The sequence below is a fragment of the Stenotrophomonas sp. STEN147 genome (assembly GCF_056757995.1).
In genome coordinates, this window is sequence record NZ_JBRRCG010000006.1 from 142,412 (window position 1) to 161,114 (window position 18,703).

An 18,703-nucleotide genomic window follows, 5' to 3' on the forward strand; every position below is an offset into this window, starting at 1 on the left:
CATTCAGGTAGCTAGGATGGCACGTCAGGCCGCGCCCGCCAATCGCGCGGCCTCTTCCAGGTCCACGCTGACCAGGCGGCTGACGCCCGGCTCGCGCATGGTCACGCCCGACAGCTGCTGCGCGGCTTCCATCGTCGCCTTGTTGTGGCTGACGAACAGGAACTGCACCTTCTCGCTCATTTCCTTGACCATGTTGGCCAAGCGGCCGACGTTGGCCTCGTCCAGCGGTGCGTCCACTTCGTCCAGCAGGCAGAACGGCGCCGGATTGAGCTGGAAGATCGCGAACACCAGCGCCACCGCAGTCATCGCCTTCTCGCCGCCGGACAGCAGCGAGATGCTGGATACGCGCTTGCCCGGCGGACGCGCCATGATGGTCACGCCGGTGTCGAGCAGATCTTCACCGGTCAGTTCGAGATAGGCATGGCCACCGCCGAACAGGCGCGGATAGAGGGCCTGCACACCGGCGTTGACCCGGTCGAACGTATCCTTGAATCGGCCGCGGGTTTCGCGGTCGATCTTGCGGATGGCGTCTTCCAGGGTCTCCAGCGCCGTGGTCAGGTCCACATGCTGCGAATCGAGATACTCCGACCGCTGCGATGCCTCGCCATACTCGTGGATCGCCGCCAGGTTGACCGGCTCCAGCCGGCGCATGCGACCGTCGATCTGGTGCACGGCCTGCTCCCAGTCCCCCAGGCGGGCGTCCTCGGGCAATGCGTTGAGCAGGTCGGCCATCACGAAGCCGGCCTTCTCCACCGCAGCCTGCAGGGTGTCAGCACTGAGCACCAGGGCCTGCTGGTCCAGCTTGCGCTGGGAAATACGCTCGCGCTGCGCCAGCGCCTGCTCATCACGCTGGTGGCGGGTCTGTTCGAAATTGCGCAGCTCGGCGTCGATGCCATCAAGCAGAGTACGCGCTTCGGCCAGCACACGGTCGGCACGCACGCGCTCTTCCAGCGCATTCTGGTGCTCGGCCTGCAGCGATTCGACCGGCGAATCACCCTCGTCCAGCTGCGAATGCAGTTCGCCCAGGCGCGAATCCAGCTGCCCGCGCTGGGTGCTCATGCGCTCCAGCGCCTGGCTCAGCGATGCCACCTGTGCGCGCTGCGATTCCAGGGTCAGTGCCAGCGAATGCGCGCGTTCGCGCACCGCCCGTGCGGCTTCGCGGGCGAGGTCGCGTGCTTCGGCCAGCTGCCGGCGTTCGCTTTCCAGGGCCTGCCGGGTCGATTCCAGGTCGCCCATGCTGCTGACGGCACTCTCCAGCCGCGAACGTGCCTCGCGCGCCTGCTCGCGGTTGACCTCGAGGGTCTCCAGCAGTTGGCTCAGCTCGCCTTCGATGCGATCGATGCGCGCGCGTGCGGCCTCCACCTTTCCCTGCTGGCCCTGAAGCTGACCCGCCAGCTCGGATACCGCACGGTGCGCGAGGTACAGCGCCCGTTGCGCATCTTCGCGTTGCTGTTCGGCGGCCAACAGCTGCTCGCGGAAGCCGGACAGCTGATCTTCCAGCTCGACCTCACGGTTCTGCAGCTGTTCGATCTGCTCGCGCAGCTCATTGATCTCGCGCTCGCGCAGCAGCGCACCCTGCTTGGCCGCACCGGAGCGCGACACGCGCACCCAGCCCTGGCCGAGACGCTCGCCGCGCTGGGTGATGATCGAATCACCGGCGGGCAGCCGGGCCTGCAGGGCACGGGCCTCGTCCAGATCCCGCGCGCCATGCAGATGCGCCAGCAGGCGTCGGATCGCCGTCGGTCCGCGCACGCGCGCGGCCAGCGATGTCGCGGCGACGTCCAGATCGCTGGCATCGTCAGACACCAGTGCGATGCGGCCTTCGCCCAGTTCGCCCAGCGCATCGACCAGCGCTGCCGGGTCGTCCACCAGCACGCCTTCGATCAGCTGGCCGAGGGCGCTTTCCACCGCGTTTTCCCAACCGGCATCGACATCCAGGCGCTCGCCCACGCGCGCGGCCGAATCCAGCCCGCGCGCCTTCAACCAGGCAACCGCGGCGCCCTGCTCCTGGCCGAGTGCGGCCTGCTGCAGGGTTTCCAGCGATGCCAGGCGACCGCGCAGGCCATTGACCTGCTTGCGCAGCTCGGCCAGTTCGTTCTGACCGTTGCGCTGCTGTTCCTGCACGGTGGCCACGCCCTGCTTGCGCTGCTCGACCTGTTCGCTCAGCTCGTCCAGTGCGGTCTTCTGCGTGTCGTGCTGCAGGTGCAGCTGCTCGAAGGCTTCTTCCAGCGCGTCCACGTCCAGCCCGGCACGCTCGGCGGCCAGCGCCTCGCGACGCCGGTCGGCATCGAGGATCTGCCGGTCCAGGTAGTCCACGCGGGTGCGCTCGACATCGCCGGCGCGCGAGGCCTCGGAACTCTGTGAGGTGTGCTGTTCCCAGCGGTGCTGCCAGTCGGCCAGGCGGGCTTCGGCCTCGCGCAGGCTTTCCTGCTTGATCTCGTTCTCTTCCTGCAGCGCCTCCAGCTGCGGGGTCGCGGCGTCCACCGCCTCGCGCAGCACCATCAGCTTGGCCTCATCGCCACTGATGTGCTGGCCCAGCTCGGCCAATGCCTGCCGCGTCTCGTCGCGGGCCTTGTGCAGGCGCTGCGACAGCTCGCGCTGGTGCTGGATCTGCTGCTCCAGGCGGGCCAAGGTACTACCGACCTGGTAGACCGTGGCCTGCGCGGTATTGAGTGCGTCGGCCGCTTCCTCGCGGCGCATGCGCGAGGTCTCGATGCGGGCCTCGGCGTCGCGCTGGTCCGCGATCAGCTGCTGAAGCCGGGTTTCTTCCTGCGACAGGCCCTCGCGAAGCTTCGACAGGCGCCCATCGAGGCCACGGAACTCCAGCGCCTTCCACTCGGCATCCTTGACCCTGCGCTCTTCCTGCAACGCCTGGTACTGCTCCGCCTGCCGGGCCTGGCGCTTGAGGTGCTCGAGCTGCTTGCTGATCTCCTCACGCAGGTCGCCCAGGCGATCAAGGTTCTCGCGGGTGTGGCGGATGCGGGTTTCGGTTTCCTTGCGCCGCTCCTTGTACTTGGAGATTCCGGCCGCCTCTTCCAGGTAGACGCGCAGATCCTCGGGACGCGCCTCGATGATCTGGCTGATCATGCCCTGTTCGATGATCGAGTAGCTGCGCGGGCCCAGGCCGGTCCCCAGGAAAAGATCGGTGATGTCGCGGCGGCGGCACTTGGTGCCGTTGAGGTAGTAGTTGCTGGTGCCGTCGCGGCTGACCGTGCGCTTCACCGAGATCTCGTTGAACGAGGCGTACTCGCCGGAGATGGTGTGGTCGGAGTTGTCGAAGATCAGCTCGACCGTGGCCTGCGAGACGGGCTTGCGGGCGTTGGAACCGGAGAAGATCACGTCGGTCAGCGAGTCGCCGCGCAGGCGGCTGGCCGAACTCTCGCCCATGACCCAGCGCACGGCGTCGATGATGTTCGACTTGCCGCAGCCATTGGGCCCCACCACGCCGGTCATGTTGGTCGGCAGATGCAGGGTGGTCGGATCGACGAAAGACTTGAAGCCGGACAGCTTGATCGTGGAAAGACGCATAGGGGTTCCGGACTGGGGCCGGCAAGCGGCCTGCGTTTACCCTCCAAGTCATTGATCCTGCTGGGATCGCCGACCGTGGAACGGGTGTGACGCCCTGAGTATACCGATGTGGCCGTGTTCTACGAATGGGCGTGGAACATCGGGGCCCGCGCGCCCGTCGGGCGGGCCGACAAAACAAAACGGGCACCCTCGCGGGCGCCCGTTCTGCGGTGATGCCAGGCCTTGCGGCGTGGGATCAGGCTTCGGCTTCGACGACGACCTTGACGGTGGTCTCGACGTCGGCGTGCAGGTGGATCAGCACGTCGTACTCGCCGATGTTGCGGAACGCGCCTTCGCCCAGGATGACTTCGCTCTTTTCCAGCGGCAGGCCGGCGGCGGTGAAGGCCTCGGCGATGTCGCGCGGGCCGACCGAGCCGTACAGCTTGCCTTCGGTCGAAGCATTGGCGGCGATGGTGACGCTCGCGCCTTCCAGCTTCGCCTTGCGGGCTTCAGCCTCGGCGTGGATGGACTGGGCCTTGGCTTCGTACTCGGCGCGCTTGGCTTCGAACTCAGCCTTGTTGCTCTCGGTGGCCGGCACGGCCTTGCCCTGCGGCACGAGGAAGTTACGGCCGTAGCCCGGCTTGACGGTGACCAGGTCACCCAGGTTGCCGAGGTTGGTGACCTTCTGCAGGAGGATCAGCTGCATGGTTTTACTCCAGATAAGTTATTCGTTAGCGAGGCGATGCCCCGCAACAAAGGCTGTCCGAATAGCTGGCACAACGGGGCGGCACGCGGCCACCCCGCCGGGCATCAGACGTCGTGGTTGTCGGTGTACGGAATCAGGGCCAGGAAGCGAGCGCGCTTGACGGCGGTCGCCAGCTGACGCTGGTACTTCGACTTGGTACCGGTGACGCGGCTCGGCACGATCTTGCCGTTCTCGGTCAGGTACTGGCGCAGGGTGTTGAGATCCTTGTAGTCGATCTCCTTGACACCTTCAGCCGTGAACTTGCAGAACTTGCGGCGACGGAAGAACTTGGACATGGGAAGGCTCCTTAGGCGGCGGAAGCGGCGTCTTCGCCGGCTTCGTTGTCAGCGGTGGTGGTGGACTCGCCTTCTTCGTCGTCACGACGACGGCGCTCACCGCGCTCCGGCTTGTCACCCTTCTCGTCCTTGCTCTTCATGATCAGCGACTGCTCGGTGTCAGCCTCGTCACGCTTGATGACCAGGTTGCGCAGCACGGCGTCGTTGAAGCGGAAGCTTTCGGTCAGCTCGTTCAGCACGGCCTGGTCGGCTTCGATGTTCAGCAGCACGTAGTGCGCCTTCACCAGGTTCTGGATCGGGTATGCCAGCTGGCGGCGGCCCCAGTCTTCCAGACGGTGGATGGTGCCGTTGCCGTTCTCGACCAGCGACTTGTAGCGCTCGATCATGGCCGGGACCTGCTCGCTCTGGTCCGGGTGGACCATGAACACGATTTCGTAATGACGACTCATGTTTTTTCTACCTTTCGGATGTGGCCTTGCGGCCGGACAGCCCCCCGCCGTTGAGACCGCGGTGGGGCAAGGGTTCCCGCCAGGAAGGCAGGAAGCCGCGCATTATGGCGCAGATGGGGGTGGCGGGCAACCAGGCGGCCCGCCGGCAACCTGAACCCGGCAGCGTATTCAGCCCAGATCGACGTGAAGGCGGTGCTGGCCACACTCCAGGCACTGGAACAGGCAACCGACCATCTCACCATCACGGGTCAGGTGTTCCAGCACCCAGTCGGCCTCGCCCGGGTTGACCTCCGCCACGTCCGGCCGGACCTGATCCCGGATGGGCAGCAGGTCCTCGCTACCGGCGAATCCGAGGAACGCGCAGGGCCGTTCACAATGGCTGAGCCAGACCGACTGCTGCCAGGACCGATAGCCCGGCGTGCGCTCGCAGATCTCCAGCAGCATCTCACGGGGGATGGTCGGCGGCGGGTCGGCCGGGTCCGGCGACACCCCCTCGATATCACTCCAGCCGGTGAATTCGCCCCCGAAGCGTGCAGACGCACTGCCATCGGCAATGCACCACGGGCACAGGTAATCGGGTTTCAGGGCGGTGTAGAACGGCCCGCAGTAGCGCAGCGTCCGCGGCTGGCCGCAGCCGTCACAGACCCCATCGACCGCTTCGAAGGCGGTCGCGTAGGCGTTGGGGTGATAGGTGAAAACCGGGCGTTCCATCCGTGGGTCCTTCGTGCCGGGCCATGCCCGACGGGTGCCGCAACCGTGCGTCAGGCCTTGTCGGCGTCGGTGGTGAAGCTTTCACCGCAACCGCACTCGGCGGTGGCGTTGGGGTTGCTGAACGTGAACGTCTCGCTCAGGCCGTGCTTGCCGAAGTCGATCACGGTGCCGTCCACCAGCGCCAGGCTCTTGGCGTCGACATAGATCTTCACGCCGTCCTGGTCGAACACGGTGTCGCCCTCGCGCTCGTCGCGGGCCAGGTCGGTCACGTGGCCCCAGCCGGAACAGCCGGTCTTGGTCACGCCGAAGCGCAGGCCGAGCGCGCCGGGGGTCTGGGCGACAAAGCGCTGCACGCGCTCGAAGGCAATGGGGGTCAGGCTGACAGCCATGGGGCTACTCCAGAGGTACGGGGACATTATAAGGAGCCGTTGCCACGAAAAATGCCTCGCAAGCGGAACGCTGCAACCGGTAAACTCCCGTGTTCACAGATCGAGTCGATCAGCAGAGGATTCAAGTCATGACGGTGGTCAGCGTTGAACATGCGCTTGCCGGGAAGATCCCGGAAGGCGGCGAAGTCACGGTACGCGGATGGGTGCGCACGGTGCGCGGTTCAGCGAATCTGGCCTTCGTGAATGTGACCGACGGCTCCTGCTTCGCCCCGATCCAGGTCGTAGCCAACGACACCCTGGCCAATTTCGACGAGGTCAAGCGCCTCACCACCGGCTGCTCGCTGGTGGCCACCGGCATCCTGGTGAAATCGCAGGGCAAGGGCCAGTCGTTCGAGATCCAGGCCAGTGCGGTCGAGGTGGTCGGCTGGGTCGAAGACCCGCTCACCTACCCGATCCAGCCCAAGCCGATGACGCCGGAGTTCCTGCGTGAAGTGGCGCACCTGCGCCCGCGCACCAACCTGTTCGGCGCGGTCACCCGCATCCGCAACTGCCTGGCCCAGGCCGTGCACCGCTTCTTCCACGAGAACGGCTTCAACTGGATCAGCACCCCGATCATCACCACCTCCGACGCCGAAGGCGCCGGCCAGATGTTCCGTGTGTCCACGCTGGACATGGTGAACCTGCCGCGCGATGAGAAGGGCGCGATCGATTTCAGCCGCGACTTCTTCGGCAAGGAGACGTTCCTGACCGTGTCCGGCCAGCTGAACGTCGAGGCCTACTGCCTGGCCCTGAGCAAGGTGTATACCTTCGGCCCGACCTTCCGCGCCGAGAACAGCCACACCACCCGCCATCTGGCGGAGTTCTGGATGATCGAGCCGGAGATCGCCTTCGCCGACCTGGCCGAAGATGCGCGCCTGGCCGAGGAGTTCCTCAAGTACCTGTTCCGCGCGGTGCTGAACGAGCGCAGCGATGATCTGGCCTTCATCGCCGAGCGCGTGGACAAGAACGCGATCACCAAGCTGGAAGACTTCATCAACGCGCCGTTCGAGCGCATCGACTACACCAATGCGGTCAGCCTGCTGCAGAAGTCTGGCCGGAAGTTCGACTTCCCGGTCGAATGGGGCCTGGACCTGCAGACCGAACACGAGCGCTGGCTGACCGAGGAACACGTCGGCCGCCCGGTGGTGGTGACCAACTACCCCGAGCACATCAAGGCGTTCTACATGCGCCTGAACGACGACGGCAGGACCGTCGCCGCGATGGACGTGCTGGCGCCGGGCATCGGCGAGATCATCGGTGGCAGCCAGCGCGAAGAGCGCCTGGACGTGCTGGACGCGCGCATGGCCCAGTTCGGCCTGGACCGTGAGCATTACAGCTGGTACCGCGATTTCCGTCGCTACGGCTCGGTGCCGCACGCCGGCTTCGGCCTGGGCTTCGAGCGCCTGGTGGTGTACGTCTGCGGCCTGTCCAACATCCGCGATGCGATTCCTTACCCGCGCGCTCCCGGCAGCGCGGACTTCTAAGCCCCACCACCGACCACGGAGGTACTGCCCCCATGACCCTGTTCTTCGCCCTCTGCTTTGTCGGCGTCGCAGTGGCCGGGTTCAGTGCCTTCGTGATCTTCTGGCCGCTGACCCTGGTGCACGTGCGTGACCGCCATCCGGCGCTGGCACAGCGCTTCGGCAGCGGCGCCTTCCTCAAGCCCGATGCCCTGGCCTGGCTGCTGCGCCGCGACTACCGGCAGCAGCCGGATCGCTCGCTGTCCGGGTTGGCCACGCCCGCCTGGGTTTCGCTGCTGACCCTGCTGGCCGGACTGGGCATGGCTGCCCTGCTCTGGCTGGCTTCGCTCTGGTAACGCCTACATGAACGATCTCTCCGCCCCGCACGACAGCTGGTGGCTGGCCAGCCTCGGCAACACCCTGATCTGGGCCCGCCTGCGCGTGCGCCCGGCCGGCACGGCCGAAGTGCTCGACAGTGATGGCAACACCCTCAGCTACGACAGCGAGGACACTGCCCGCGCGCAGCTGTTCGACGCCGATTTCGTCGAATTCGACGGCCTGGACGAAGAAGATGCGCTGGTGCGCGGCTTCAGCCTGCATGAGGTGCAGCCACCGCACGCCGACAGCGACGAGGGCCTGCGTGGCCGCATGGTGCAATCGCTGGGCGGGCGCGCCTGAGCCCAGGCCGATGTTCACTCCGCGCGCCTTCGCCGAGACCGATCTGATCTGGCTGGACCGCCTGCTGGCGCGCGATCCGTTCGTCACCGTGCTCACCACCGGTGACGACGGCCTGCCCGAGCTGACCCGCGTGCCGGTGCTGTACCGGCGTGATGGCCAGCGCATCGAACTGCGCGGCCACTGGGCGCGGGCCAACCCGCAGTCGCGTCGCCAAGGCACCGCCAAGGTGCTGGTCGATGGCCCGCATGGCTACGTCTCGGCCAGCTGGTATCCGGACAAGGAACCGGCGGCACGCGTTCCGACCTGGAACTATGCCGCTGCCGAGCTGCGCGGACAGCTGCAGCCGTTCGACGGCACCGATGCGCTGGCCCAGCTGGTCGGCGACATCAGCGACCGCTTTGAGGCCAGCGTCGGCCAGCAGTGGCGGTTCGAGGCTGACCGTCCCGAACACGGCCCGGAGCTGCGCGCCATCGTCGGGTTCCACTTCCACGTCGAACAGGTACAGCTGAAACTGAAGCTCAGCCAGAACCATCCTGATGCCAACCAGCAGGCGGTGATCGACGCGTTGGATCGCCTGCACACCCCTCCTTCCACCGAACTGGCGCAGTGGATGCGCTGGTTCCGCGATGAGGCCGCCGCCGGCGGCTGAACGCACCGACTCCCGCGACGACGCGGCCGGACAGCCGCGACTTGCCCCCACCGAGGTCAGGGACCCGAACATGAAAGACATCCACAAGCTGCTGCAGAACAACCGCGACTGGGCCGACCGCATCGAGAAGGAAGATCCCGAGTTCTTCCATCAGCTGGCCAAGCAGCAGCACCCGGAATACCTGTGGATCGGCTGCTCCGATTCGCGCGTGCCGGCCAACCAGATCATCGGCATGGCACCGGGCGAAGTGTTCGTGCATCGCAACGTCGCCAACGTGGTCGCCCACACCGACCTGAACTGCCTGAGCGTGGTGCAGTACGCGGTGGACCAGCTGAAGGTGAAGCACATCCTCATCGTGGGCCACTACGGTTGCGGCGGCGTGCATGCCTGCCTGCACAACACCCGCGTCGGCCTGGCGGACAACTGGCTGCGCCACGTCGGCGATGTGATGCAGAAGCACGCGGCGATCATCGATGCGCTGGAGACCGACGAGCTGCGTCATGCCCGCCTGTGCGAGCTGAATGTCATCGAGCAGGTCGCCAACCTGTGCCGCTCGACCATCGTGCAGGACGCCTGGGCACGCGGCCAGAAACTGATGGTGCATGGCTGGGTCTACAGCCTGAAGGATGGCCGCGTGCGCGAAATGGGCATCGATGTCGGCTCGCCGGACGATCTGCAGCCGGCTTACGAGAAAGCGCTTTCCTATGTCCCCCGCAAGGGCAAGCGCGACTGATCCCCCACGGAGCCCGACCATGCTCGCCTCGCCGATCAACCTGCACGCCTGGATCGAAGAACATCGTCACCTGCTGAAACCGCCGGTGGGCAACAAGATGATCGACAACGGCGACTTCATCGTCATGGTGGTCGGCGGGCCGAACTCGCGCACCGATTATCACTACGACGAAGGTCCCGAATGGTTCTACCAGCTCGAAGGCGAGATGGTGCTGAAGGTCCAGGAGGATGGCGCGGTCCGCGACATCCCGATCCGTGCCGGCGAGATCTTCCTGCTGCCGGCGAAGGTGCCGCACTCGCCGCGCCGGCCACCGGGCGGCGTCGGGCTGGTCGTGGAACGCAAGCGGCTGCCGCACGAGATGGACGGTGTGATCTGGCATTGCGAGCGCTGCAACCACAAGTTGCATGAGGAGTTCTTCGCGCTGCAGAACATTGAAACCGACCTGCCCAAGGTCTTCGCGCGTTACCACGCCAGCCTGGAACTGCGGACCTGCGGCAAATGCGGCCACCTCGACCCGTTGCCGACACCGGCGGCGGACTGATCGATCGCCGGGCATGGCGATTGCTGATGCATCCGCCGGGCATGGCCCGGCGCTACCGGTGTTGCGATGGCTGATGCACCCGCCGGGCATGGCCCGGCGCTACCGGTGTTGCGATGGCTGATGCACCCGCCGGGCATGGCCCGGCATGGCCGATGCGCGTGATCTCCGGGTAGCGCCGGGCCATGCCCGGCGAGCGCAACGCGCGGCATCACGCAGGCCCCAGGCGCTACACTGGCAGCCCCGTTGCAGCCTGTTGCCCGACCATGTCCGACCTGCTGAACCGCACCCATGCCATCGCTCTCGACGCCGCAGATCCGTTGCGGCCGCTGCGCAGTGAATTCCTGATTCCGCGCCACGGCGGTGGCGAGCAGACCTACTTCGTGGGCAACTCGCTGGGACTGCAGCCGCGCGGCGCACAGGCGGCGGTGCAGGAAGTGATGAAGCAATGGGCTGAACTGGCAGTGGAAGGCCACTTCACCGGCCCCACCCAATGGCTGTCCTACCACCGCCTGGTCAGCACGCAGCTGGCGCGGGTGGTCGGTGCGCTGCCCAGCGAAGTGGTGGCGATGAACACGCTGAGCGTGAACCTGCACCTGATGATGGTCAGCTTCTACCGGCCAACCCGGGAACGACCGGTGATCCTGATGGAAGCCGGCGCCTTCCCGACGGACCGTCACGCGGTGGAAGCGCAGATCCGTTTCCATGGCTTCGACCCGGCCGACTGCCTGGTGGAGGTGCAGCCGGACGAGGCCAGCGGCACGATCTCGATGACCGCGATCGAACGTGCGATCGCCACGCATGGCCCACGCCTGGCTCTGGTGCTGTGGCCGGGCGTGCAGTACCGCACCGGCCAGGCCTTCGACCTCGATGCGATCACCCGCGCCGCACGCCTGCAGGGCGCGCGCATCGGCTTCGACCTGGCGCATTCGGTCGGCAACCTGCCCCTGCGCCTGCACGATGTGGCGCCGGACTTTGCCGTGTGGTGCCATTACAAGTACCTCAACAGCGGCCCGGGGGCCGTCGCCGGGGCGTTCGTGCACGAGCGTCACCACCGTGACAGCACCCTGCCACGCTTCGCCGGCTGGTGGGGCCATGACGAAGCCACCCGCTTCCAGATGTCCCCGCAGTTCACGCCCGCCACCGGCGCCGAAGGCTGGCAGCTGAGCAATCCGCCGATCCTCGGCCTGGCGCCGCTGCGCGCTTCACTGGACCTGTTCGAACGGGCCGGCATGGACGCCCTGCGCAGCAAGTCGCTGGCACTGACCGGCATGCTCGAAGCCCTGGTGCGCGCGCGCCTGGCCAACGTGCTCGACATCGTCACCCCGGCCGAGCCGGACCGGCGCGGCTGCCAGCTCTCGCTGCGGGTGATCGCCGGCCGCGAGCGTGGCCGCGCACTGTTCGAGCACCTGCGCTCGGTCGGCGTGCTCGGCGACTGGCGCGAGCCGGATGTGATCCGCATCTCCCCCACCCCGCTCTACAACCGCTACCTGGACGTCCACCATTTCGTCGAGGAAGTGGAAGCCTGGGTCGGCCTCTGAGCCGGCACCTCCCCTCCTGCTGGACAGTTCGTTGATCGCACATGCCTCCCGCTCGTTGAGCATCATTGGTGCCGGCCTGGCCGGATCCCTGCTCGCCATCCTGCTGTCGCGGCAGGGCTGGCGGATCACGCTGTACGAACGCCGTGGTGACCCACGCGTGGCCGACTACGAAAGCGGCCGCTCGATCAACCTGGCGCTGGCCGAGCGCGGGCGCAACGCGCTGCGGCAGGCCGGCGTGGAGGACGAGGTGATGGCCCGCGCGGTGATGATGCGTGGACGCATGGTGCATCCGCGCGAAGGCGCCGCGCAGCTGCAGCGCTATGGCCGCGACGACAGCGAAGTGATCTGGTCGATCCATCGCAGGGACCTGAACACCACGCTGCTGACACTGGCCGAGCAGGCAGGTGCCACCGTACATTTCCACCGCCGGCTGCATACCGTCGATTTCGATGCCGGCCATGCGCGCTTCATCGACGATCGCGACGACAGCCCGCACGACATCCACTTCGACAGCCTGATCGGCGCTGACGGCGCCGGCTCGGCGCTGCGCGCGGCGATGAACCGGCGCGCGCCGCTGGGCGAGGACATCGCCTTCCTCGATCACTCCTACAAGGAACTGGAGATTCCACCGGACCGTGATGGTGGCTTCCGCATCGAACGCAACGCATTGCACATCTGGCCACGGGGCCACTTCATGTGCATCGCCCTGCCCAATCACGAAGGCACGTTCACGGTCACCCTGTTCCTGCCCAACCAGGGCGAGCCCAGCTTCGCCACCGTCAATACCGGCGCCCAGGCCGAAGCCCTGTTCGCGCGCGAGTTCGCCGATGCGTTGCCGCTGATCCCCGACCTGCGCACGGACTGGGAGCAGCATCCGCCAGGCCTGCTCGGCACGCTGACGCTGGAGCGCTGGCACCAGCAGGGCCAGGCCGTGCTGATCGGTGATGCTGCGCATGCGATGGTGCCCTTCCACGGGCAGGGCATGAACTGCGCGTTCGAGGACTGCGTGGCACTGGCCCGCCATCTGATGGAAGCCGACGACCTGCAGAGCGCGTTCGCCGCCTTCGAGGAAGAACGCAAGCCGAACGCGCATGCGATCCAGCAGATGGCCCTGGAGAACTACCTGGAGATGCGTGATCGCGTCGCCGACCCGGCCTTCCTGCTGCAGCGCGAGCTGGAGCAGGCGCTTCAGCATCGCTGGCCGACCCGCTTCGTACCGCACTACACCATGGTCACGTTCCTGCACACGCCCTACGCCGAGGCACTGCGCCGGACCGACATCCAGCGCGACATGCTGGTGGCCGCCACGATCGGCCATACGTCGCTGGAGAACATCGACTGGGCAGCTCTGGAGGCACAGATCCATGCCCGGCTGCCGGTCCTGGAGGGCGCACACTGATGGCTGACAGCTTCCTGTTCTACGACCTGGAAACCTTCGGACAGGACCCACGGCGAACGCGCATCTCGCAGTTCGCGGCGATCCGCACCGATGCCGATCTGAACCAGATCGACACGCCGGTGAGTTTCTTCGTGCGCCCCGCCGACGATCTGCTGCCCTCGCCGATGGCCACCCTGGTCACCGGCATCACGCCGCAGCGGGCACTGGCTGAAGGCATCAGCGAAGCGGAAGCGTTCGACCGCATCAACGAACAGCTGTCGCGCCCGGGTACCTGTGCCCTGGGCTACAACACCCTGCGCTTCGACGACGAATTCATCCGCTACGGCCTGTTCCGCAACTTCCATGACCCCTACGAGCGCGAGTGGCGCAACGGCAACTCGCGCTGGGACCTGCTGGACATGCTGCGGCTGATGCGCGCCCTGCGTCCCGAAGGCATCCACTGGCCACTGCGCGAGGACGGCGCCACGTCGTTCAAGCTCGAGCACCTGGCCGAAGCCAACAATGTGCGCGATGGCGATGCGCATGAGGCGCTGTCGGACGTGCGCGCCACGATCGGCATGGCCCGCCTGTTCAAGCAGTCGCAGCCGCGGTTGTGGGAGTACGCGCTGAAACTGCGCGACAAGCGTTTCGTCGGCAGCCTGCTGGACGTGGGCGCGCTGAAGCCGGTGCTGCACATTTCCATGCGATACCCGGCAAGCCGGCTGTGCGCGGCGCCGGTGCTGCCGCTGGCGGTGCATCCGACGATCAACAACCGGGTGATCGTGTTCGATCTGGAAGGTGACATCGACGACCTGCTGCAGCTGCCAGCCGAAACGATCGCCGAGCGGCTCTACCTGCGCGCCAGCGAACTGCCCGAAGGCGTGGCTAGGGTGCCGCTGAAGGAAGTACATCTGAACAAGGTCCCCGCGCTGGTCGCCTGGAACCACCTGCGGCCCGACGATCACGCCCGCCTGGGCCTGGATGTCGCCGCCATCGAAGCCAAGGTCGAGCGGCTGCGTGCATTCGCGCCGCAACTGGCCGAGAAGGCACGGCAGGTGTACAACCAGCCACGGGACGCCGTCGTGGCCGACGTCGATGCTTCGCTGTACGACGGCTTCCTCGGCAATGGCGACAAGCCACTGCTGGCCCTGGCGCGGACCACGCCGCCCGCAGAGCTCGCTGCGCTGGAAGGCCGCTTCCGCGATCCGCGCCTGCCCGAACTGCTGTTCCGCTATCGCGCCCGCAATCATCCCGACACCCTGGCACCGGCCGAGCGCCAGCGCTGGCAGGACTACCGCCGCCAGCGCCTGCTCGGTGACGGCCGCCTGGGCGAACTCAACCTGCCCCAGTACCAGCAGCAGCTCGATGCACTGGCCGCCGAGGCGCCGGACGACGATCGCCGCCTGGCCCTGCTGCAATCGCTGCGCGACTGGGGCCAGCACCTGCAGGAGAGCTTGTGAGCACCTATTTCAGCGACGCCAGTTTCAGGTTCCTGCGCAGCCTTGCGCGGCACAATGAAAAGGCCTGGTTCAACGACCATCGCCAGCAGTACGAAGACCATGTACGGCAGCCGTTCCTGCGCCTGCTGGGCGACCTGCAGCCCGCGCTGGCCGAGGTCAGCGCGCATTTCCGTGCCGATACCCGTGGCGTCGGTGGTTCGCTGTTCCGCATCCATCGCGATGCGCGCTTTTCCAACGACAAATCGCCGTACAAGACCTGGCAGGGCGCGCGCCTGTTCCATGAACGCCGCCGCGAAGTGGCCGCTCCGTCGTTCTACGTGCATCTGCAGCCGGGCGAGAGCTTCGTCGGTGCCGGCCTGTGGCACCCCGAACCGGACACCCAGCGCCGCGTGCGCCATTTCATCCTGGACAACCCCGGCAGCTGGAAGGCCGCAGCGCATGCACCCGCCCTGCGCCGGCGTTTCGATTTCGAGCAGAGCGAGAAGCTGGTCAGGCCGCCGCGTGGCTTCCCCGCCGATTTCGAGTTCATCGACGATCTCAAGCATCGCAACTGGGTGATGTGGCGCTCGCTGGACGATGAGACGATGACCGGGCCGCGCCTGCTGTCCACGCTCGGCAAGGACCTGGCCGCGCTCGGCCCGTTCGTCGACTATCTGTGCGCGGCACTGGATCTGGAGTTCTGATGCCACTGGCCCGGCAACGCCGCCCGCTCGGCCGCACCGGCCTGTCCGTATCGCCGGTCGGGCTGGGCTGTTCGGGCTTCTGGGGCCATCGCCGCTTTGCCGAGCATGCCGCCGCAGCGATCGTCGAGCACGCGCTGGCCCAGGGCGTGAACCTGTTCGACACCGGCCACAACTACTCCGGCTTCCATGCCGAACCGCGCCTGGGCCGCATCCTGCGACCGCTGCTGGCCCGCTACCCGCGTGAGTCACTGGTCATCTCCAGCAAGGGCGGCACACTGACCGGACAGGCCGGCATCAGTGGCGCAGAACAGCGCGATTTCTCGCCTGCGGCCATCACCGCCAGCTGCGAAGCCTCGCTGCGCAACCTTGGCCTGGATTACCTGGACATCTACCAGCTGCATGGCGCCACCGCGCACGACATCAACGACGATCTGCTCGATGCGCTGCAGCGCCTGCGCGAACGTGGCCTGATCCGCGCCACCGGCATCAACACCCACTCGGCCTCGACGCTGCACTGGATGCTTGCGCATCCACAGGCATTCGACGTGGTCCTGCTGGACTACAACGCGCTGCAGCAGGATCGTGCGCCGCTGATCGACCAGCTGCATACGGCCGGAATCGGCGTACTGGCAGGCACCGTGCTCGCACAGGGCCACCTGCTGCCCAGCCAGCCTCGCCGGCCGAGGTTGGCCGATGCCTGGTACCTGGCGCGCGCGTGGCTCAAGCCCAGCAGCCGCCGTCTGATGCGCAGCGCACGTGCGATGCGCCGGGCCATTGCGGCGATCGACAGCCAGCGTCCGGCCCAGACTGCGTTTGCCTACGTTCTGGGCCACCCCGGCGTGGCCGCCGGCATCCTGGGCACTACCCGCGTCGGCAGTCTGGAGGAGGTGCTGGCCACGCGACCCGAAGCACTGCGCCCCGCCGACCGGCAACGCCTGGTCGCGGCCTATGGCGACGGCAGCGGTTCGCCCAGTCATTGAGTCTTCACCCCGCCCGGCCGCACTTGCGGCAGTCTGGCGGCATGAAGAAGCTCACTGCGATCGTGGTCCTGTTGGTGATTGCCCTGGCCGGCGTGTGGTTCGGCGGCCCCTACCTGACCATACAGGGTCTGTCCAAGGCCATCGAACAGCGCGATACCGCCGCACTGGAACGCTACGTCGACTTTCCGCGCGTGCGCGTCAGCCTGCGTGCGCAAGTCAATGATTACCTCGTGCGCCAGGCCGGCCCCGATGTGGCCAGCAGTCCGTTCGGCGCCCTGCTCTACGGCCTCGGCGACCAGCTTGGGGGCGCGGCGGTGGACACCCTGATGACCCCGACCGGCATCGGTGCGATGCTGCAGGGCCATGTGCTGTGGAAGCGTGGGCGCAACGAGCTGCAGGGCGGAGATGCCTTCGCGGCGACCGAACCGGCACGGCCTTTGAAGAACGCCCGCCACCGTTTCGAAGCGTTCGACCGCTTCGTCGTCGACGTTGATCGCGGCCCGGGCCAACCACCGTTGAAGGTCGTGCTGGAACCGCAGGGGCTGCGCTGGAAAGTGGTTGACGTGCAGTTGGGAATGGCCGGCACCCCATGATGCAGAACGCCGGGCGTGGCCCGGCGCTACCGCGTCATCCCTCGTTGGCGACACCGTGCGGCACATGGCCCGCGGCAACGTGTTCGCGGGCACTGTCGATGTTGTGCTGCGAATCATCGAAGAAGATGTCGGCACCGAAGGCCTGCAGGAACGGCCCCTTGTGGCGGCCGCCCAGGAACAGCGCCTCGTCCAGGCGCACGCCCCATTCGCGCAGCGTGCGGATCACCCGCTCGTGCGCGGGCGCAGAACGGGCGGTGACCAGCGCCGTGCGGATCGGCGCACTGTCACCGGCCGGGAACACCTCCTGCAGCGTGTGCAGCGCGGACAGGAAGCCGCGGAACGGGCCACCGCTGAGCGGTTCGCGCGCACGTTCGCGCTCGTGGCGGCCGAATGCCTCAACCCCCTGTTCGCGCGAGATGCGCTCGCTTTCATCACCGAAGATCACCGCGTCACCGTCAAAGGCAATGCGCAGCTGGCCGGACGGTCGGCCGGTGTCGATCTGGTCCGCGGCGGCCGCAGCGGTCTCGCCGGGTGGCTTGGGCAGGATCGTCGCAGCGGCGATCCCGTGGCGCAGCGCACTGCGGACCGACTCCGGATTGGCCGACAGGAACAGATCGGTGCCGAACGGTTTCACGTAGGGCCAGGTCGGCTCACCGGCGGTGAAGGTGGCACGGATGATGCCCAGGCCGTAGTGCTGGATCGAATTGAAGATGCGCAGGCCGGTATCGGCCGAATTGCGCGACAGCAGGATCACCTCGACGCGCGGGTTCTCCGGGCTGGCGCCCTGGTTCAGCGCCAACAGCTTGCGCACCACCGGGAAGGCCACGCCGGGACCGAGGATGTCGTCCTCGTGCTGGCGCTGGTACTCCGCATAGGCCGCCACGCCATCGGTCTCGAACAGCGCGTGGCTTTCCTCGAGATCGAACAGGGCGCGCGAGGTCACCGCGACGGTCAGCAAACGGGGGGAGTTGTCGCCCATCGGTGGGGTCCTTCTGGCGGTCGACGGGACCGGCAGCCTATTGTCCTCAAAAAACGAACTGTTCGCTCAGGATCCGGTCTTCCAGATTGTGTTCCGGGTCGAACAGCAATGTCACCCGGCGGTCGCGCGACTCGCGGATGGTCACCTCGACCACGTCGCGCGTCTCGTGCGAATCGGCGGTCACGCTGACCGGCCGCTTGTAGGGGTCCAGCACGCGGAAGCGCACCTCCGTATCCGCCTTGAGAATGGCACCACGCCAGCGTCGCGGGCGATACGGTGCCAATGGCGTCAGCGCGATGGTGTGCGAGCCCAAGGGCAGCACGGGTCCGTGGGCCGAATAGTTGTAGGCGGTGCTGCCTGCGGGCGTGGCAACCAGCACGCCGTCGCCGATCAGTTCGGCCACCCGCTCCTGCCCATTGAGGTCGATGCCGATATGCGCAGCCTGGCGGGTCTGCCGCAGCAGGGACACGTCGTTGTACGCAAGCGAACCGGTGCTGGTGCCCGATTCGGTCAGCGCCACCATCTCCAGCGGACGCAGGTTGGCCGGTTCCGCGCGGGCGATGCGTGCATTGACGTCGTCGTCGCCCCGGTACTGGTTCATGAGGAAACCTACGGTGCCCAGCTTCATGCCGAACACCGGTTTTCCCAGGTGGCCGTGACGATGCAGCGTCTGCAGCATGAAGCCATCACCACCCAGCGGGCAGAGCACGTCGGCCTGCTCGGGGGCATGGTCACCAAAGCGCGCGACCATGGCCGCGCGGGCCATCTGCGCAGCTTCGGTGGTGCTTGCCAGGAAAGCGATGCGGGGGGTGTCGCTCATCGGTGGATCCGGGGGGAAGGCGTGAGGGAGAGCATAACCGAGCGCCGCTACGCTCGCCGGGCATGGCCCGGCGCT

General features: G+C 67.0%; 20 protein-coding genes. 12 read left to right on the forward strand and 8 right to left on the reverse strand.

What is annotated here, in order from left to right:
- Positions 1 to 24: 24 nt before the first annotated feature.
- From smc to ACVOKU_RS08845, 6 genes are all read right to left on the reverse strand, one after another.
- A complete protein-coding gene (smc, locus tag ACVOKU_RS08820) occupies positions 25 to 3,528 on the reverse strand; it encodes a chromosome segregation protein SMC (protein WP_481559677.1) in 3,504 nt (1,167 codons plus the stop codon).
- 235 nt (positions 3,529 to 3,763) lie between these two features.
- Entirely contained in the window at positions 3,764 to 4,213 is a 450-nt protein-coding gene (gene rplI, locus ACVOKU_RS08825) for a 50S ribosomal protein L9 (RefSeq protein ID WP_053515452.1), read from the reverse strand.
- A gap of 104 nt (positions 4,214 to 4,317) precedes the next feature.
- Positions 4,318 to 4,548, reverse strand: coding sequence for a 30S ribosomal protein S18 (gene rpsR / locus ACVOKU_RS08830; RefSeq protein WP_002804494.1), 231 nt, complete (start codon positions 4,546 to 4,548; stop codon positions 4,318 to 4,320).
- Between the two features lie 11 nt (positions 4,549 to 4,559).
- Entirely contained in the window at positions 4,560 to 4,997 is a 438-nt protein-coding gene (gene rpsF / locus ACVOKU_RS08835) for a 30S ribosomal protein S6 (RefSeq protein ID WP_053515451.1), read from the reverse strand.
- A gap of 168 nt (positions 4,998 to 5,165) precedes the next feature.
- Positions 5,166 to 5,708 (reverse strand): CbrC family protein, encoded by a 543-nt coding sequence (locus ACVOKU_RS08840; protein WP_481559678.1) that lies wholly within the window; start codon positions 5,706 to 5,708, stop codon positions 5,166 to 5,168.
- Positions 5,709 to 5,758: 50 nt separating this feature from the next.
- A complete protein-coding gene (locus ACVOKU_RS08845; RefSeq protein WP_006452998.1) occupies positions 5,759 to 6,097 on the reverse strand; it encodes a HesB/IscA family protein in 339 nt (112 codons plus the stop codon).
- 128 nt (positions 6,098 to 6,225) lie between these two features.
- Between ACVOKU_RS08845 and asnS the strand changes: the two genes are divergently transcribed.
- The 12 genes from asnS to ACVOKU_RS08905 all read left to right on the forward strand — a co-directional run bounded on the left by asnS (position 6,226) and on the right by ACVOKU_RS08905 (position 16,829).
- Positions 6,226 to 7,620 (forward strand): asparagine--tRNA ligase, encoded by a 1,395-nt coding sequence (gene asnS, locus ACVOKU_RS08850; protein WP_481559679.1) that lies wholly within the window; start codon positions 6,226 to 6,228, stop codon positions 7,618 to 7,620.
- 32 nt (positions 7,621 to 7,652) lie between these two features.
- Entirely contained in the window at positions 7,653 to 7,952 is a 300-nt protein-coding gene (locus ACVOKU_RS08855) for a hypothetical protein (RefSeq protein ID WP_053515445.1), read from the forward strand.
- A gap of 7 nt (positions 7,953 to 7,959) precedes the next feature.
- The gene (locus ACVOKU_RS08860) at positions 7,960 to 8,274 is read left to right on the forward strand and encodes a hypothetical protein (RefSeq protein ID WP_053515443.1); all 315 of its coding nucleotides are present in this window, start codon (positions 7,960 to 7,962) and stop codon (positions 8,272 to 8,274) included.
- 10 nt (positions 8,275 to 8,284) lie between these two features.
- On the forward strand, positions 8,285 to 8,923 hold the full coding sequence (locus ACVOKU_RS08865) for an FMN-binding negative transcriptional regulator (RefSeq protein WP_481559680.1): 639 nt from the start codon (positions 8,285 to 8,287) through the stop codon (positions 8,921 to 8,923).
- Between the two features lie 70 nt (positions 8,924 to 8,993).
- Entirely contained in the window at positions 8,994 to 9,656 is a 663-nt protein-coding gene (gene can, locus ACVOKU_RS08870; RefSeq protein ID WP_065176047.1) for a carbonate dehydratase, read from the forward strand.
- A 19-nt stretch (positions 9,657 to 9,675) separates the two neighbouring features.
- The gene (locus ACVOKU_RS08875) at positions 9,676 to 10,197 is read left to right on the forward strand and encodes a 3-hydroxyanthranilate 3,4-dioxygenase (protein WP_481559681.1); all 522 of its coding nucleotides are present in this window, start codon (positions 9,676 to 9,678) and stop codon (positions 10,195 to 10,197) included.
- Between the two features lie 263 nt (positions 10,198 to 10,460).
- A complete protein-coding gene (gene kynU, locus ACVOKU_RS08880; RefSeq protein WP_481559682.1) occupies positions 10,461 to 11,735 on the forward strand; it encodes a kynureninase in 1,275 nt (424 codons plus the stop codon).
- A gap of 31 nt (positions 11,736 to 11,766) precedes the next feature.
- Entirely contained in the window at positions 11,767 to 13,134 is a 1,368-nt protein-coding gene (locus ACVOKU_RS08885) for an FAD-dependent oxidoreductase (protein WP_197601041.1), read from the forward strand.
- A complete protein-coding gene (gene sbcB / locus ACVOKU_RS08890) occupies positions 13,134 to 14,573 on the forward strand; it encodes an exodeoxyribonuclease I (RefSeq protein ID WP_481559683.1) in 1,440 nt (479 codons plus the stop codon). Before ACVOKU_RS08885 ends, sbcB begins: the two co-directional genes overlap by 1 nt.
- Entirely contained in the window at positions 14,570 to 15,256 is a 687-nt protein-coding gene (locus ACVOKU_RS08895) for a DUF2461 domain-containing protein (RefSeq protein WP_053515430.1), read from the forward strand. The genes sbcB and ACVOKU_RS08895 overlap by 4 nt, the downstream gene beginning before the upstream one ends.
- Positions 15,256 to 16,236 (forward strand): aldo/keto reductase, encoded by a 981-nt coding sequence (locus ACVOKU_RS08900; protein WP_481559684.1) that lies wholly within the window; start codon positions 15,256 to 15,258, stop codon positions 16,234 to 16,236. The genes ACVOKU_RS08895 and ACVOKU_RS08900 overlap by 1 nt, the downstream gene beginning before the upstream one ends.
- A 41-nt stretch (positions 16,237 to 16,277) precedes the next feature.
- On the forward strand, positions 16,278 to 16,829 hold the full coding sequence (locus ACVOKU_RS08905; RefSeq protein ID WP_481559685.1) for a DUF2939 domain-containing protein: 552 nt from the start codon (positions 16,278 to 16,280) through the stop codon (positions 16,827 to 16,829).
- Positions 16,830 to 16,863: 34 nt separating this feature from the next.
- Here the strand turns inward: ACVOKU_RS08905 and ACVOKU_RS08910 are convergent, their stop codons facing one another.
- Positions 16,864 to 17,808 carry a 5'-nucleotidase gene (locus tag ACVOKU_RS08910; protein WP_053515425.1) on the reverse strand — a complete coding sequence of 315 codons (945 nt, stop codon included), beginning with the start codon at positions 17,806 to 17,808 and terminating at the stop codon, positions 16,864 to 16,866.
- Between the two features lie 46 nt (positions 17,809 to 17,854).
- Positions 17,855 to 18,628, reverse strand: a complete 774-nt coding sequence (locus ACVOKU_RS08915) for an NAD kinase (RefSeq protein ID WP_053515423.1) — start codon at positions 18,626 to 18,628, stop codon at positions 17,855 to 17,857.
- Positions 18,629 to 18,703 lie beyond the last annotated feature (75 nt).